The following is a 15,794-nucleotide window of genomic DNA, read 5'->3' as shown; positions in this document are numbered from 1 at the left end:
ACAATCAAAACGGGTGACGGATACCCGCCATAAAGGTCCTGCCCGCGGCGGGGTATCCTACGTGGGACTCGTACTCTTCGTCGAACAGGTTCTCGACGCTGAACAGCAGCTTGGTATTGCCAAATGAGTAGGCCGCCTTGGCGTCGGCGGTGAATCGACCTGCTTGGACTACGGTGTTTTGCTTGTCGTCGTAGCTGTCGGATACCCAGTTGCCGGTCAGGGTGAGTAGGGTTTTACCTGCCGTCGCGTCGAGGTCGAGTTTGGCCTTGTGCCGGGGCTTGTGCGGCAGGTCGAGGCCGGTGGCGTCGTCGGTGAAGCGCAGATAGAGGTAGGAGGCATTGAGCTTGAGCACCGGCGTGATCCGCCAGTCGAGACCCACGTCGGCGCCCCGGCGCATGCTGGAGGCGATGTTCTGGTAAGAATAGGTGCCGTCCCCGTTGGCGCTGTAGGCGATGGCGTCATCGACCTTGCTGTAGAAACCGGACAGGCTCAGCGACACTGCATCCCCCGCCGCGTAGGAAAAGCTGGCCTTGAGGTTGGTGGCCTGCTCCATGTCCAACCCGGGGTTGGGTTTGGTGAAGGTGCTCTCGTAGTAACGCTGATTGAAGGACGGCGTGTTGGACGAGCGATTCAGCTCCAACGCCACGTCAAAGGGAGATGGCTTGAAGCTGAAACCGATTTGCGGATTGTAGCTGACACCGAACTCCGAATGATTGTTCACGCGCAGCCCGGCGGCTACCTCCTTGCCTACAGATTCCGAAAATGAAAAACGCTTGATCAGGAAAGCGCTGACGCGGTTCTCTTCATGTGTGCCGTAATCGGTCGAGTCGGCCGACTGGTGTTCGTATTCGAGGCCGGCGGAAAAAGGGCCACTGTAGCGAAACTCCTGGCCGAAAACAGCGATATCCAGGCTGTTGTCGAGTCCTCGGTCGGGATCCCTGAATTTGTCTTCGAAGGTGTTGTAATAGGTCCGGCTCTCCAGATCGCGGTACTTTGCCATCAGCAAAGCGCCGCGGTTGTTCTTGCGGCTGCGCGCCCTTGGCGTCGGATCGAATATCTTGCCTGAATAGCCGCTCTCTTTGTTGGAAAGGTTCAGCGCCAACCGGGTGTCGAGCACCGACCAAAAGGTCCGGCTGAGGGCGAACGTGGCCCCCTCATTGGTGCTGTCGCCGTTCAGCCGATGACCATCGCTGCTCTCCCGATTTAGGCCCAGCTCCAACCCGGTATCATTGACCGTAGCAGCCAGGTCCGCGGAGAGCTCGCTGGTGTTATAGGTGCCGTATTGAAACTCGACCTTTCGCGTAGCCTTGCGCGTAGGCGAGCGGGTGGTGATGAGCACCACGCCGCCGCTGGTATTGTCGCCGTACTGGACCGCCCCCGATCCCTTTATTACCTTCAATTGCGCCAGCCGGTCGGCGGAAATTCCACTCAGATCGACCAGTCCGGTAACCGGGTTATTCAGCGGCCGCCCATCCAGCAACACCAGAACGTGCTTCGACGCCGAGCCCTGCAGGCTGATCGAACCGTCCGTCGCGCTGACCCCGGGGAGGCGATTGAGCAATTCGACAACCGTATTGACATTGAGCGCCTTGATATCGGCCTGCATCAGCACCACGCTGCCACCGTTCAGGCTAGGGGACGCCGCGGTTTGTTCCGCCTGCACCTGACACGTCAGCGAAAAGGCCCCGATGCAGAACATCGTGCCCAGGAAGGTACGGTTCAATACGTTCATGCACTTGCCAGCCGACGCTTCCTGATCCACAGGCGATAAAGAAAAACTCCGAAGCCACATACGAGTATGACGGCGAAAACCACCAGGAATGCGGGCATTTTCGCCGCCCACTCCAGGGGAGAGGGACCGAAATCGATCGGCTCAGTCGTACTGTAATGGACGCGGCGGTACGGCTGTCCCTGATAGCTGCCTTCGGCATCCACTGCGTAATCCGCAGTGATCAGGAGATGCTGCTTGTGGTGCTTGTCCTTGGTGGTGTCGACGTATGTGTTGCGGGGGATCTCGAAACTCACCATTTCATCGGCGCCGGGACGCAGTGCGGCGCTCCAGCCGGTGTCGGTAACGACTTTCACCGGCACGTCCGAGAGGGGCTGTTGATCATGAAAGATCTTGAGGCGGACCGTATCCCCGGAGTACATGCAGCACGAGATATGATGATCTTGCAAAGGCTTCTGCAGGATGATTTCAAAGGGAATCACTTCAACGGGTGGCCGCCCAAATTTCGAATCGATGGTCCGGCCGCGGATCTCCTTGAGGATGGACTCGCCGGCATCACCATGTTGGTTGTAGAACCGGTACTTCGCCAGCGAGACATGCAGCGTATCGCCGCGCAGTTCTCGCTGCTGATAGAACAACCAGTGATGCCCTTGCAGCGGTGCGCGGAAATGGATGGCGCTCCCATCGACATACGCATCATGGATCTTTCCGCCCGGGTCCACTGCATAGGCCACTGTGTCTTCCGACCCGGAAGTGCTGCTTGTATACAAGGCGCCCTTCGGGTATTCACCACTCACAATATAAAAGGTCTTGTCAGGGGAATTAGAGGACGTGCAACACCCCGATGCGGGATCTGCTTGGCTGAGCCAAATCGAAGCGCTAGCCGAGGCTGGGCAAAGCGCAAGCAGGGCCATCAGGCCGAGCCCGGTAAATTGAAAAAATTTGTTGATTCCTCGCATCGCTATGCTCTCTGGTCGAATGCAGTTGGAGGGTGGGGCATCCCTGCCCCATGATGCCGTCCGCCTATTCAATGAGGCGTAGAAATGGCGCTCTGCCTCAGAAACTCGCAGTCAGCTTGGCCATAACCGTGCGACCCGGCGAGACGTTGTACTCGGTGTAGGTCTTGTCGAACAGGTCGTTGACATCCAGACTGAGGCGGTAGTGTTTCCCCACGTCTTTCGAGAGATGGAGGTCGACCAGAGTGTAGCTATCGTACTCGGTGGTGTTTGTGTCGTTCGAGTACCGCTCACCCACGTAACGTGCGGTCACCTTCGCGGTGAACAGGGAGGGATCGGAGAAGGTCAGGCTGAGGGCGCCTTTATGCTCCGGGGTATCGGGCAGGAGGTTGCCTTCCAGTGTTGGATCGGGGTCATATTTCTCCACCTCTGAACGGTTGTAAGTATAATTCGCCGAGAGCCCCCAGTGCCGCGTGAACGCATAGCGGAAATCCACCTCGACGCCCTGGGTAGAGACCTCTCCGACGTTTTGCTTTTCATAACAGCTTGTGAAGGCAGGATCGGTACAGGTGATGGAGAGGGTGGAGATGAAATCTTCTGCGTCGTTATGGTACAGGGTAACGGACAAGGTTGCCGAGTCTCCAAGCTGCTGATCAAGCCCAACCTCGTAGGAAAGCACCTTTTCAGGACCAAGATCGGCGTTTGGATAATAGATCATGGTTGACGTGGCGATATAGGTCCGATACAGGTCATACAAATTCGGGGCCCGGAATGCCTTGCCGACCGAACCCCGGATGGCGGTCGAAGGGTTCAGTTGATAGATGGCGCCCAATTTGGGATTGAACGAGCTATGGGAGGCATCCTCGAAATTCGTTTCAACCGGCGAGGCAACGGTATCGTAGTTGTAGCCGTCGTAGTTCTTCCAGTAGTCATAACGTCCGCCAATGTTGAGGACGAGGTCATCATCCATTAAAAAAATTTCGTCCTGCGCATAGAGGCCGGCGTAGCGTTGACTGCCTTTTACCTGGATAAAGCGGCCACTGCCATCATAATAGGTGTCTTGCCGATCGATCTCCCCCTGGCGAAAATCGAGCCCGGTCGTGATGACATGATTGGCGGCACCCGAGCTGGAGAAGGGAGCTGTGTACTGCAGGTTGCCGCCGACATTACTCTGTTCACTAACGCTGTCAAAGCGGTTCGTAGTGTAACCGGTGAGATAGTTGGCGTTATCGTAGCTACTGTCCTCGGACTTGGTGTACAGCGTGGCGGAGAGTTCCCGGCCTCCACCCAAGCGGTTGTTATATTTCGCACTGAGGACTTTATTCTTTTGCTCGAAGGGGTTGTATCCCGGAATGTCATAGGTTCCGGTAGTCTGGTGGTGATAATATTCACCGGTGAGACTGAGCAACGAACTATCGGTCAAGTCGTAGGAGAGTACGCCACGGAAATTCTCACGCTCGGCGCCTTTGTCGATGGAGGTGGCTTTCAGCTTATTTTCCGGCAAGGGCTGGTAACCGTCGCTCCTGGTGATACCGCCCGAGAGTCGATAGCCCCACTTACCCGCCGAACCACTCATCGAGGCAGAGCCGTCCTTGGTGTCCATAGAGCCATAACCCAGCGTGACCTTTGTCTGTGTCTCCTCGGAGGGTTTCTTAGTGATGATATTGATGACACCGCCCATGGCGTTGGATCCATAGAGTGCCGAGCCCGCGCCTCGGACAACCTCGATACGCTCGATATCCTCGACGGGGATCTGATTCCATTCAACACCGCCGCTCCAGACCTCGTTTACCGGCACACCGTCGATCAACATTAAGGCGCGTGCCTCGGTGAGGCCGCCCATGCCACGCATGGTCACCTTGTTGGAGGTGCCGACCGACAACACTCCCATGCTGTGGCGCACATCGACGCCCGCCAGCCCCTGCAGCAGTTCATCGGCACTTTGTGCCGTGGATTTCTCGATCTCTTCAGAGGTAATCACGCTGACGCTAGCGGGCACTTCCGAGATATCCCTCTCGGTACGGGTAGCGGTAACCACAACGCGCCCCAACTCCAGTGATTCACCCGCAATAGTCGACTGGGCCGGGACAGTGAGTAATGATGAAATTATTACCAGCAAGCTTCGTCTTGCATAAACATGTTTAGCAGTATTTTTCATGTAAGATTGGCCTCTTCTTTGTTTTTTCAATTGCTCTTAATTATTGAAAACTAAAACAGTTCAACATTAATATGCATATATATCAATCAGTTATATCACACAGTCATATGTGTGAAATTACACATTTTTTGTGTGGTTATTATTGAGATTTGTCAATTTTATCTGTCAATCGGCGTCCTAAATTGACTAGGTTATAAGGCCTATTTACGGTACCTGGAGCGGTAAGAGTCATTCCTTGTTTCAATGATGTTGCAGTGATGGGTGATGCGAACCAGCATGGCGGTTGTCATATTGGCATCACCTAAGACCTGCACCCATTCTGAGAATAAGAGATTGGTGGTGATGATCAGGATGGTGCCTGATTGACAAGTTGTTGGATGCGGCCGAGAAGATCGTGGACAGGGAGCAGGCACCCATGGAATGCAGTACCTTTTTTCTGTTAGAATTTCGCGGAACAAAGTTTCACCCGTGGCCGCTGCGGTACCAGTGGCACCCTGCCGGCGCGAGCTGGCGCCAAAGCCCCTTCGGACCGGTAATAGGGGCAGAGCCTTCGGGCTCCGATCCCGCGGCATTTCACAACAGCCCTTCTGGACCTGGGGCCGCTCCACACCGCGTCGGCCGTGAACCGGCACCTCTTCCTTACCCTCATGTCTGACGCATCGCTCCCGTTTGAACGGGAGGCCCGCACAAGAGCGGCGCGTGCTGTCGGTGGCCTTCCCCGAGGCGCCAGAGGCCTCCGGGAAGGCCATCGGCTTTCATTCGTACGCGCCGGTCGCCCGCCACCGGAAATCTTGGCTGTGCCCCTTTGTGCGGAATACCGCGCCATGCATGTCCGAACCTGCAGCCCCCGGTTACCAGGTTGGCAATGAGCAGCAGGTCGATACGGGAGAGCCTGACGGCCGTTGCAAGGGGGCAGATTCCGAGTATGCGTGCAGTCCTATTTCACGATGACAGGACGCCGCCATGTTGAACATCCATCTCCAGTGCACGCCCGGCAACAGCCGGGCGTTTTCTTTACCGCGGTACCGTCCCTGGCCCCTCGCCCACTAGCCACCTCTTGCTGCCACGTTTCACGCCCGACGAAACGTTAATTCCGCCTCAAACTCGTCTGAGTTTCCGCTTCCGCCCCTCCTCCGCATATCGCACTGTATCCGCGCCGTGACTCATGGAGCCCGGCGACACCATCCACCGCCCCCTCGGGGCGCGGCCTTATTCGGACGAGACGGTTGAATGCAGCGATTACAGCAACGGCGTGGCTCACACTCATGTCCACAACAGCGATTGGCGCAGAACTCGAGAAGTGTTTCGCGGATGCGGCACACCGCTACGGCATTGCCGCTGAACTGCTGCACGCCATCGCCGCGCAGGAGAGCCGGTTCGATCCATCCACCGTTGGTCACAACGCTGACGGCAGTCGGGATATCGGCGTCATGCAAATCAATACCTGGTGGCTGCCGAGGCTGGCCAAATACGGCATCGGAGAGGAACACCTGCGGGAGCCGTGCACGAATGTGCAGGTGGGTGCCTGGATACTCGCGGGCAACATCGCACGGTACGGCTACACCTGGGATGCCGTGGGCGCCTACAACGCGGGCACTGGGTCAACGAAAGAGGCCGGAAGGCGACGGGAGAACTATGCACGCATGGTCGCTTCTCAGCTTGATCTGGATAGCCGCTCTGGCGGGCTGCGCCACGCAGCCGGCAAGCATCGGTGAGTTCATGAAGATATCGCGTCTTGGCATCGAACAAGCCACAGGTGGGCGGTATGTCGTCTGCGACACCTGTCCGACGAAAACCGCGAAAACACCATGGCAGTCCATTGATGGCACCGGGAGCGAGACCACCCGCGGCGGCACCGCGTCGTCTGCCGGTCAATCCATTGCCGCGGACATGGCCATCGGTCCGGGTGGCACTTCGATGAGATCGAATGCGAAAGACAACACCGATTCCAACACCGCAACAACGGCATCCGCCAAACCCCTTCTGACACTGAGATTCCCCTTCGACGTGTCGCGCATCCAGCCCGAGCACCGGCAGCTGCTTGCACAGTTTGCCAGCGAAGTGTGGCCCACCCTGCAGCGAAAGGCGCTGCTGGTGATCGGGTACACCGATGACATTGGCTCGCACCACTACAACCAGCTCCTTGCGCGCAAACGCGCCGACAGCGTGGTCAGGACGCTTCGCGACCTGGGGATCGACTCTGTCCGCATCGAAGCGAAGGGCAAATGCTGCTATGTGGCGGACAACGAGACGCCGCAAGGCCGCGCGCTAAACCGCCGCGCTGAAATCCACCTTTTCTCCAATCAGAACATCAAGGAGTCGTTTCAATGAGCAGTGCAAGCAGAAGGTCTTCCGTAATCAACACCCTGTTCGTCGTTGCCGTGGCGCTGGTGATCTCGGCGCCGGCGTTGGCCGGAACCGGCGGTGCCGAGTTTTCCGGCGTCTACGACTGGTTCACCGGGCTCATCCAGGGCACCGGTGGCCGGCTGCTCGGCGTGCTGGCGCTCATCGGCGCAGTCGCCGTGTCCGCGGTCAGCCTCAAGGTCGGCGGCATCGGCGGGCTGCTGTTCGTTGTCATCGCCTCCGCTTTCGGTGTGGCGTTCGTCAACAGCATGATCACCGCCCTCATCTGACCTGCCATGTCTGAGGAGAGCCACATCATTCCGAAGCATCTGGACGATCCGCCCATGTACCTGATGTGGGATGCGGATGAGGCCTACGCCTTTCTCGGCCCGGTGTTCCTGGTGGTGACATTTTCACCCAGCCTGATGAATTTCCTGCTGGGCGGAATTCTTGGCTTCTTCTCGATGCGGACCCTGGCCCGCATCAAATCCGCCGGCGGCAAGCAGCTCATCAAGCACGCACTCTACTGGTACACCCCGACGGACGCCTGGTTCAAATTCAAGCGGACGCCGTCGTCCGATGTGCGGGAGTTCGTCGGATGAGGCGCCAACACTACGAGAGCGAGAAGATCGCCGCCAAGGCGCGTGAGGCCAGGTGGCGGCTGGCAGCCTTCGGGCTGCTTGTCGCCAACATCCTGCTCGCCATGACCATCGCGAGAACCGATACCACGGAAAAGACCGTCATCGTCCCGCCCACCATCGAGCGCCCGTTCTGGGTAAAGGGCGCTGAGACGTCACCAGAATATCTTGAGGAAATGTCCCGCTACCTCTCGACCCTGGTGCTGAACGTTACGCCGAAAAGCATCGACGCCAACATCGACATCTTCCTGCGCTACGTGGCACCGGAAGCCCATGGCGCCATCCGGACCCGCATGGCGGTACAGGCGGAACGCCTGAAGCGTGACGACGTGACAACCGCCTTCTATCCGGTGGGATACCAGACCAGGGCGGAGAAACGCCAGGTTGTGATTACCGGCGATTTCGTCACCACGGTGGGTAAACAGCAGGTGTCGTCGGTGCGCAGGTCATGGCGGTTCGATTACGCATTCACAGGCGGCCGCCTGTGGGTTTCCGAATTCATGGAGGTTAACAGTGAGCATCCGTTTGAAAAAGCGGCTGGCAGCGCTGCTGGTCCTGCTGTGGGCGAGTAGCGCTAGCGCAGCCCAGCTGCTCGAGGTCCGGGATGGCGCAGTCGTGACAGCGCGCATCTCGGGAAGTGAGCCCAACCGACTGGTGATCCGGGATGGCCGGATACACCGGGTGTGGGGCGCGGAGGGCCGGGTGGTGCTCAAACCGGACAGCGACTCGGGGCAGGTGTATCTCCAGCCCACGGAGGGATGGCACACGCGGCCCTTCTCGCTGTTCGTGAAGGACGCGGATGGCGGCGTCTATACCCTGGTGCTCACGCCGACCGACATGCCCTCGGAGACGGTGACACTGATTCGGCCGGAGCGTGCCCGAGTCGTCGACCGAAGGAAGGCTGTCGCCTGGGAGACCGGGCAGCCCTATGAGGGGACGCTGCTCGAACTTATTAGCAACATGGCGCTGAACGAAGTGCCGGAGGGGTATGCACGGGCGGAGATTGGGCGGGAGATCAAGCTGTGGCAGGAGGCCCGTCTGGTCCTCGTCAGCCGCTATACCGGAGGACGCCTGGAAGGTGAAGTGTATGAGCTGACCAATGTGGACGAGAACAAGGTGCGGCTCGAAGAACAGGAGTTCTATCGGGATGGTGTACTGGCGGTGTCCGTCGAGCGTCATGAGCTTGCCCCCGGCGAGCGGACGCGGATCTACCTGGTCACAAGGGGTGGCGAACAATGACCACACCCCAGGACACTCCCATCGTTCCAGACCGCAACCGGGTCAAGACGCGGCAGTACGTCGCATTGGCCGGCATCGTCCTGGTCACCATCGGATTCGCCGGCTGGGCACTGTGGTCATCCTTCCAGCCCAAGGGCGATGTCCGCCGCCCCGAGGAGAAACCGGTCGCCCGCAAGATACAACCCCCTGCTCCGGTCGACCCGCGCGACGTTTGGATCGCGAAATCCGAAGAGGAACTGTTGCGTATGAAGGAGGGCCGCAAGGAGCTGCAAGGCGATCTGCGTGAGCTGCGCGAGGAGCTGTCGGCGCTAAAGGCGCAACAGAAGGAGGAAGCTGAAGCACGGAAGGGTGGCGCTGCAGGCACCAGCCTGTTGCCACCCCTCCCGGCGCCGCCGCAACCTTCTGCCGTCGCTGGAGGGAGCCGCTTGCCGCCTCCCCCTGGCGCCGCGGCAGTGTCGAGTTCACTGCCGCCAGTCGCCTCCCCTTCGGTACGAGGTCAAGCCGGACGTCAAACCCAGCAGGAGGCCATCGCCGAGCTGGTGATACCGCTGCCGGAGGCTCCCGAGGAGGAGGCCCCATCCCGCACCATCGACAACTACATTCCTGCCGGATCGTTCGGGCGGGCGATTCTGTTGTCCGGCATCGACGCGCCGACAGGTGGCGCCTCCCAGAACAACCCGGTGCCGTTCGTGGTGAAGCTGAAGGACCACGGCAGGTTGCCCAACGGGTTCCGTTCGCGGGTCAAGGCCTGCCATGTGGTGCTGGCGGGCTATGGCGACATTTCCAGCGAGCGGGTCTATGCCCGCACCGAGACGCTGAGCTGCGTACTGAAGGACGGACGCATCCTCGAGACAGCCATCAAGGGTTACATATCGGGCGAGGACGGCAAGGCCGGCATGCGCGGCCGCCTGGTCTCGAAGCAGGGCGCCCTGATCGCGCGCTCCATGCTTGCCGGTGTCTTCGGCGGCATCGGGGAAGGTGTTTCCGAAAGTTATCAGACCGTCACCACCAGCGCTCTTGGAACGGTGTCGAACGTCGATCCGAACAAGGTGTTCGAGCAGGGCGCCGCTCAGGGGATAGGCAATGCCCTTGATCGGATCTCCAAGTGGTATTTGGAGAGGGCCGATGAGACCTATCCGGTCATAGAGGCGGACGCTGCCCGCATTGTCGATATCGTCCTGACCCAGGGCGCGAGCCTCGGCGACATAGTCGAGCACGATCCGGACGGGCCGCGCCGCGCACTGGTCACTGAAGAGGATCGAAAGAAGGCTGCAACCCTGGAGAAACACCCATGGAGAAAGTGATTATCAGGATCGCCGGCGCTGCGCTGGCCACTCTGCTGATGGTGTCGGCCGCTGCGAATGCGGAGGAAGCAAAGGGGGCCTCCAACGGCGGCGATATATGGCGCAGCGTTCTGCCAAACACAAGGATCAGCGAGGTCCGCCCAGAGCAACATTTACCGGGCATGTTCGAGATCGTGATGGGCGACAAGGTGGTCTACGGAGACGGTACGGGCCGGTACCTGATCTTCGGGCATATCTATGACGTGCAGACCCAGCAGGACATCACCCAGCAGCGGATTGACGAGGTGAGTGCCTCGCGGCGAATCCCCTGGGACAGCCTCCCGCTGGAGCATGCGCTGCGGGAGAACCTCGCGCCGCCTGAGGCACCACAGCTGGCGGTCCTGTTCAGCCTGCAGTGCCCCTGGTGCAGGAAGCTCTACCACGACATCAAGAGCGAGAAGGACAAGGACGGGGCCATCACCAGGAAGGGGCTCGAGTTCCAGGCCGATGTGCGAATCATGCTGCTCGCCCCTGACAAGCCCAAGCCCACGCCAGGATATCTGAAAACGTCGGAGAAATTTGCCTATGACGTGGCAGACCGCATCGTCTGCGGCACGGTACCCGAGTCGAATCTGGAGCGGGCTATGGCGGACGGGTTTGCCGAGAGGTTCAGCGCAGACATGGCTGCTTCCAAATCCCCTCCTGATCGCATGTGGCGCACTCGCGGGTGCAAGAGCGAACCGGCGCTTGAGGCCGTGCGCAAATTCGCCAGAGAGCATGGCCTGACCGGCACCCCCTTGCTGATCAGCGGTGACGGACGAGTTCACCGCGGCTATCTGCCGCCCGACCAACTGCTTGCTTGGCTCCGTGAAGGAAGGGCCGTTTCTCCGGCCACCGAAAAGCAGGAGGTCACAGGCCAATGAGATACACACCCGTTCATCTCCTGATTCCCGCACTCGTTGCGCTCACCGCCGGCTGCTCACTGACGCCGGAATACGGCTGCCGGGCGCCCGACGGCGTCACCTGCATGAGCGCTTCGGAGATCTACGACCGTGATGCCCGTGGGGAGGCCATTCGCCCGAAGATCAAACACGATGACGGGAACACAGAAGCCCCCCCGAAGCTGCCGGCGCCGGATGGCTTCTCAGGCCCGATGGCCGTCGCGCCGGGGGACCCCATCTTCCGCGAGCCGCGGCGCCTGCGTCTTTGGGTGGTGGATTGGGAGGACACCAACAGTGTCTATCACCCGAACCATTACCTCTATTTACGGGTGGACAACGGCGAGTGGGTTTTGCCGGCGATGCGTGAGCGTCTGCTGGAGGGAGTGGACGAGTATGTCCGCTAACCCACTCATCCGTTTGCGCGATCTTGTGTATGCCGCACTGAACGACGGCGCGCACCCGGTCCAGGAAGCTCAGGAGGACAAGCTTCCCCCGTCGCAGCACCGTATCCGCGAGTTCTTCGACACCCACCGTCTCGCCGATCTGCTGCCGTTCGAGTCGTACGACGCGGAGACGGGACTGTTTCACAACGACGACAGCTTCGGCTTCATCTACGAGCTCCACCCGGTAACGGGAGCCGATGAAAGTGCAGCCCGGATCCTTGCCGGCATCTTTACCCAGGGTCTGCCCGACAGGATCAGCTTCCAGTTCACCTTGTGGGCATCGCCAACGGTGATGCCAAGACTCACGCGGTGGGCGCGGGCCCGTCAGCCGGATGGGGAGGACGATCAATCCGCTGCCGCCGGCTCTACGGGTCGCGACGACCAACGCAGCCACAACATCTTCCGCTCCCTGGCACGCCGACGTGTGGACTACCTCGCCAGAGGCGCCCACGCCTCCCTCCTCTCCACCCAGCCCATGCTGGTACGCGATTGCCGGCTGATCGTCTCGGTCATCCTGCCCAAGCCGCTCCCCTCGCGCCGGGTCTACGTCGAGCGCCAGGCGATGCAGCTGCGCAAGGCTCTTCTTGGCAGTTTCAACAGCGCCGGCCTCTATGGTGATCACCTCGACGCCGATGCGTTCGTAGACCTGATTGACGATATCCTGAATCCACGGGCCGGGATGGACAAAAAGCGCGACCGTCAAAGCTGGGACGAGCTGTCGCTGATCCGTGACCAGGTGGTCCGACCCGACACCTCCCTGCTCATCGGCCGGGACGGGATGATGCTCAACAACACCGACGTGCGGGCCTTCAGTGTTCGGACCTATCCGTCAGCCTGGGCGCTGTGGGGGATGAGTGAGCTGGTGGGCGACTTCTTCCAGGATTCGCTGCGCATCCCCTGTCCGTTCCTCTTCACGGTCAACATCCACATTCCCGATCAGGTCGCGGCAAAGAACGTCACCAAGCTCAAGGCGGCGCGCGCCACCCAGGCGTCGGAATCGCCTGTCGGGCGCTTCGTGCCGGTATGGCGGGACAAGAAGGCGGAGTGGGACTACGTCAACAAAAAGGTCGAAGAGGGTCACACCCTCTGCAGGGTCAGCCACCAGATGGTGCTGTTCGCCGCCGCGGGTGAAGGAGACACCGCAGCCAACGCCGTGAAGAGCCTGTTCAAGTCCAAGGGGTGGGATCTGGTGCTGGACCGCTTCATCCAGGTCCATGCCCTGCTGTCGGCACTCCCCTTCACGCTGTCGCCGACAATGGTCAGGGAGATGGAGAAGCTGGGAAGGATGCGCACCATGCTGACCTGGTCGGCTGCCAACCTGCTTCCGGTGATCGGCGAGTGGAAGGGTGGCGGCTCGCCGGTGCTGATGCTGGTCGGTCGGCGCGGCCAGCTCTTCTACACCGACCCCTACGACAACGACAAGGGCAACTACAACGTCGCCGTCGCGGCAGCCTCCGGCGCCGGCAAAAGCTTCTTCGTGCAGGAAATGGCCTTGGCCATCCGTGGCATGGGCGGCCGCGCCTGGATCATCGATGTCGGCCGTTCCTACATGCGCCTGACCAACATCATCGGCGGCATGTACCTGGAATTTGGCCCTAACTCGAACCTCAACCTAAATCCCTTCACCCGCATCGAGGACTGGGCCGACGAAGGCCTGCCGATGCTCAAACCCCTGGTGGCACAGATGGCCTCCCCGTCAGCACCGGTGAGCGACATCCAGGCCTCGTTCATCGAGCAGGCCCTCAATAACGCCTGGGCACAACACGGCACAGACGCCACCATCACGCCGGTAGCCCAGTTCCTGCTCGATCACCCTGACCCGCGCGCCCGGGACCTGGGGGTGCAGCTCTTTCCCTACACCAAGGACGGCATGTACGCCCGCTTCTTCGAGGGCCCATCCACCATCACGTTCGACAACCCCTTCGTCGTCCTCGAGCTCGGCGAACTCAACAACAAGCCGGACCTGCAGTCGGTGGTGGTCCTCATCCTGATGATGCAGATCGCGCAGGCGATGTATCTGGGCGACCGCTCGGTCCGCAAGATGTGCATCATCGACGAGGCCTGGCGCCTGATGTCCAGCGGCAACGCCGGCAAGTTCATCGAGGAAGGTTACCGCGTGGCCCGCAAGCACGGCGGCAACTTCGTCACCATCACCCAGGGCATCGACGACTACTACAAATCCGAGACCGCCAAGGCCGCGCTGCAGAACGCCGACTGGGTCTATCTGCTTCGGCAGAAGCCCGAGTCCATCCAGCAGCTCGCGAAAAGCGACCGCCTGGTCATGAACGATTTCATGAACCGCGCGCTGAGATCCGTGGATACCAAGCAGGGGCAGTATTCGGAGCTGATGGTCTACGGGCCCAACGGCTGGACTATCGGCCGTCTGATGGTCGACCCGTTTGCGGAGAAGCTCTACTCGACCAAGGCCGATGAATACGAGGCCATCGAGCGCATGCTCGCCCAGGGCCTCACGCTGGAGCAGGCCATTGAGGAGCTGGTCAGGGGGAGCAGACGATGATTCGTCAGGCACTCTTCGCAATGGCCTTCGGGGCGCTCGGCGCTATCGCCCTGCAGGGCGTCATCTGGCTGACCGTGCCGCAACCGCCACGCTTCGCCCAGGTAGACCTGGTGGCCATCATGGAAACCGAGATCGCGGGCATGGCCCGCCAGAAGATCGGCGGAAGTGAAGTCGACCCGCAGGCCAGGGCCGCACGAATCCAGAGCGCCGTGGCGGCCGTTGCGGCAGAGTCTGGTCGGACCATTCTGGCACGGCAGGCCCTGATCGCCGGGCCCATGGATGAGGTCCCCGACCTGACGGACGAGGTACGGAGGCAATTACGCTGATGTACGGGATCACGCCACGCACCGATGCCAGCCAGACCGCCATACCGGTCTGGCGCCGACCTCTGCGCGAACAGATCAGGGTGGCGTCACGCCGCGTGCTGCCACCGTTGGTTATGGTGATGATGGCGCTGTGGGTGCTCACCCACTACGTCGCCATCGGACCCAACCGAACCGGCAGTCTCCCCATCAAGGACTATCCACTGATCCTGGTGTTAAAGAACGGCCTGGTTCCCGATCGGGGTGAGCTGGTCGCCTTCCACCCGGGCCCTAACCGCTTCTATCCTGCCAACAGCATTTTCGTCAAACGGCTGGTGGGCCTGCCAGGGGACGCTGTGACCTACGATGGCAACACCTTCTTCGTCAATGGCGAGCCCGTGGCCACCACCAAGCCACGGGCGAAGGACGGAAGCCGGCTCATCCCAGGGCCAACAGGCGTCCTGCCGGATTGCAGGTATTTCGTCGCCACAGAGCACCCCGACGGCTATGACAGCCGCTACAGCGACATAGGCTGGGTCAGTTGTGCACAGATAGTCGGGAGGGCCTATGCGTTTCCGTAATATCTGTGCTCTCTTGTTCGCGATGGCGGTGAGCGCCACCCATGCTGCGTCCGAAATCACCGGCGTTCCTCCTGGCGCACCGGAATCCCGCCCAATCGTGGACATAATCGGTCCGGTCCATCCCGTCATCGAACCGGACTTGATCGCCTGGATGAAGGAGCACGCTGCGGCGCAGTTCACACCGGAAGTGATTGCCAGGATGCAGAAGGAACATCGGGAGGCGACGCGCCAATACTCGGAGCACCCGCCCGGCACCAGCCTTCCCCGCACAACGGAGCCGGTCACCCGCTGGTTCGATCCCTCGATCACGGTCCCCTACGACCTGCTCGACCACGAGGGCCGTGTCATCCATCCCGCCGGCACCACCATCAACCCTCTGGAGTGGCGTTCGCTGACACGCCAGCTCCTCTTCTTCGACGCGACCGACGAAGAACAGGTCCAGTGGGCCGAGATCGTCTCCACACGGGAGAAGTGGCATGTGAAGCCCATCATCGTCGCCGGCGCGCCCCTGGAACTCGGGCGACAGTGGCAGCGGCCGGTGTCGTTCGACCAGCACGGCCTGCTCGTCGAGAAGCTGGGCATCAGGCAGGTGCCGGCCATTGTCCGCCAGGAGGGAAACCGCCTGCGCATCGATGAGGTGGTGCCATGATCAGGCGCTGGCTC

The 15,794-nt window shown here is 60.6% G+C and carries 16 protein-coding genes and 1 pseudogene; 13 read left to right on the top strand and 4 right to left on the bottom strand.

What is annotated here, in order from left to right; all coding sequences use genetic code 11:
- Positions 1–4 precede the first annotated feature (4 nt).
- The 4 genes and pseudogenes from COW1_RS00485 to COW1_RS16960 form a co-directional block, all read right to left on the bottom strand.
- Positions 5–1,732 (bottom strand): TonB-dependent receptor, encoded by a 1,728-nt coding sequence (locus tag COW1_RS00485; RefSeq protein WP_201345052.1) that lies wholly within the window; start codon positions 1,730–1,732, stop codon positions 5–7.
- Positions 1,729–2,688 carry a hypothetical protein gene (locus tag COW1_RS00480; protein ID WP_201345051.1) on the bottom strand — a complete coding sequence of 320 codons (960 nt, stop codon included), beginning with the start codon at positions 2,686–2,688 and terminating at the stop codon, positions 1,729–1,731. Before COW1_RS00480 ends, COW1_RS00485 begins: the two co-directional genes overlap by 4 nt.
- Before the next feature lie 97 nt (positions 2,689–2,785).
- On the bottom strand, positions 2,786–4,843 hold the full coding sequence (locus COW1_RS00475) for a TonB-dependent siderophore receptor (RefSeq protein WP_201345050.1): 2,058 nt from the start codon (positions 4,841–4,843) through the stop codon (positions 2,786–2,788).
- Between the two features lie 200 nt (positions 4,844–5,043).
- Positions 5,044–5,199 (bottom strand): annotated as a pseudogene (locus COW1_RS16960) (ATP-binding protein); the annotation flags it as partial.
- Between the two features lie 909 nt (positions 5,200–6,108).
- On the opposite strand from COW1_RS16960, the gene COW1_RS00465 reads away from it, so the two are divergent.
- The 13 genes from COW1_RS00465 (at position 6,109) to COW1_RS00405 (ending at position 15,780) form a co-directional block, all read left to right on the top strand.
- Positions 6,109–6,558, top strand: coding sequence for a lytic transglycosylase domain-containing protein (locus tag COW1_RS00465; protein WP_201345048.1), 450 nt, complete (start codon positions 6,109–6,111; stop codon positions 6,556–6,558).
- A 4-nt stretch (positions 6,559–6,562) separates the two neighbouring features.
- A complete protein-coding gene (locus COW1_RS00460) occupies positions 6,563–7,174 on the top strand; it encodes an OmpA family protein (protein WP_201345047.1) in 612 nt (203 codons plus the stop codon).
- On the top strand, positions 7,171–7,476 hold the full coding sequence (locus COW1_RS00455) for a hypothetical protein (protein ID WP_201345046.1): 306 nt from the start codon (positions 7,171–7,173) through the stop codon (positions 7,474–7,476). The genes COW1_RS00460 and COW1_RS00455 overlap by 4 nt, the downstream gene beginning before the upstream one ends.
- A gap of 6 nt (positions 7,477–7,482) precedes the next feature.
- Positions 7,483–7,788: a type IV conjugative transfer system protein TraL gene (traL, locus tag COW1_RS00450; RefSeq protein ID WP_201345045.1), complete on the top strand. Its 306-nt coding sequence runs from the start codon at positions 7,483–7,485 to the stop codon at positions 7,786–7,788.
- Positions 7,785–8,396 carry a type IV conjugative transfer system protein TraE gene (gene traE, locus COW1_RS00445; RefSeq protein ID WP_201345044.1) on the top strand — a complete coding sequence of 204 codons (612 nt, stop codon included), beginning with the start codon at positions 7,785–7,787 and terminating at the stop codon, positions 8,394–8,396. Before traL ends, traE begins: the two co-directional genes overlap by 4 nt.
- Positions 8,338–9,063 carry a type-F conjugative transfer system secretin TraK gene (locus COW1_RS00440; protein WP_201345043.1) on the top strand — a complete coding sequence of 242 codons (726 nt, stop codon included), beginning with the start codon at positions 8,338–8,340 and terminating at the stop codon, positions 9,061–9,063. Before traE ends, COW1_RS00440 begins: the two co-directional genes overlap by 59 nt.
- Entirely contained in the window at positions 9,060–10,367 is a 1,308-nt protein-coding gene (locus COW1_RS00435; protein WP_201345042.1) for a TrbI/VirB10 family protein, read from the top strand. The genes COW1_RS00440 and COW1_RS00435 overlap by 4 nt, the downstream gene beginning before the upstream one ends.
- Entirely contained in the window at positions 10,355–11,269 is a 915-nt protein-coding gene (locus tag COW1_RS00430) for a DsbC family protein (protein WP_201345041.1), read from the top strand. Before COW1_RS00435 ends, COW1_RS00430 begins: the two co-directional genes overlap by 13 nt.
- Positions 11,266–11,691 carry a TraV family lipoprotein gene (locus tag COW1_RS00425; protein WP_201345040.1) on the top strand — a complete coding sequence of 142 codons (426 nt, stop codon included), beginning with the start codon at positions 11,266–11,268 and terminating at the stop codon, positions 11,689–11,691. The genes COW1_RS00430 and COW1_RS00425 overlap by 4 nt, the downstream gene beginning before the upstream one ends.
- On the top strand, positions 11,681–14,248 hold the full coding sequence (traC, locus tag COW1_RS00420) for a type IV secretion system protein TraC (protein ID WP_201345039.1): 2,568 nt from the start codon (positions 11,681–11,683) through the stop codon (positions 14,246–14,248). Before COW1_RS00425 ends, traC begins: the two co-directional genes overlap by 11 nt.
- Positions 14,245–14,574: a TrbI F-type domain-containing protein gene (locus COW1_RS00415; protein WP_201345038.1), complete on the top strand. Its 330-nt coding sequence runs from the start codon at positions 14,245–14,247 to the stop codon at positions 14,572–14,574. Before traC ends, COW1_RS00415 begins: the two co-directional genes overlap by 4 nt.
- On the top strand, positions 14,574–15,131 hold the full coding sequence (gene lepB / locus COW1_RS00410; protein WP_201345037.1) for a signal peptidase I: 558 nt from the start codon (positions 14,574–14,576) through the stop codon (positions 15,129–15,131). The genes COW1_RS00415 and lepB overlap by 1 nt, the downstream gene beginning before the upstream one ends.
- 97 nt (positions 15,132–15,228) lie before the next feature.
- Entirely contained in the window at positions 15,229–15,780 is a 552-nt protein-coding gene (locus COW1_RS00405) for a hypothetical protein (RefSeq protein WP_201345036.1), read from the top strand.
- Positions 15,781–15,794 lie beyond the last annotated feature (14 nt).

The sequence above is a fragment of the Thiohalobacter sp. COW1 genome (assembly GCF_016629505.1).
In the GTDB taxonomy this organism is placed as follows: Bacteria; Pseudomonadota; Gammaproteobacteria; order Thiohalobacterales; family Thiohalobacteraceae; genus Thiohalobacter; species Thiohalobacter thiocyanaticus_A.
The sequence above is the reverse complement of the archived record's forward strand: the minus strand, read 5'-3'. Positions and strand labels throughout refer to the sequence as shown.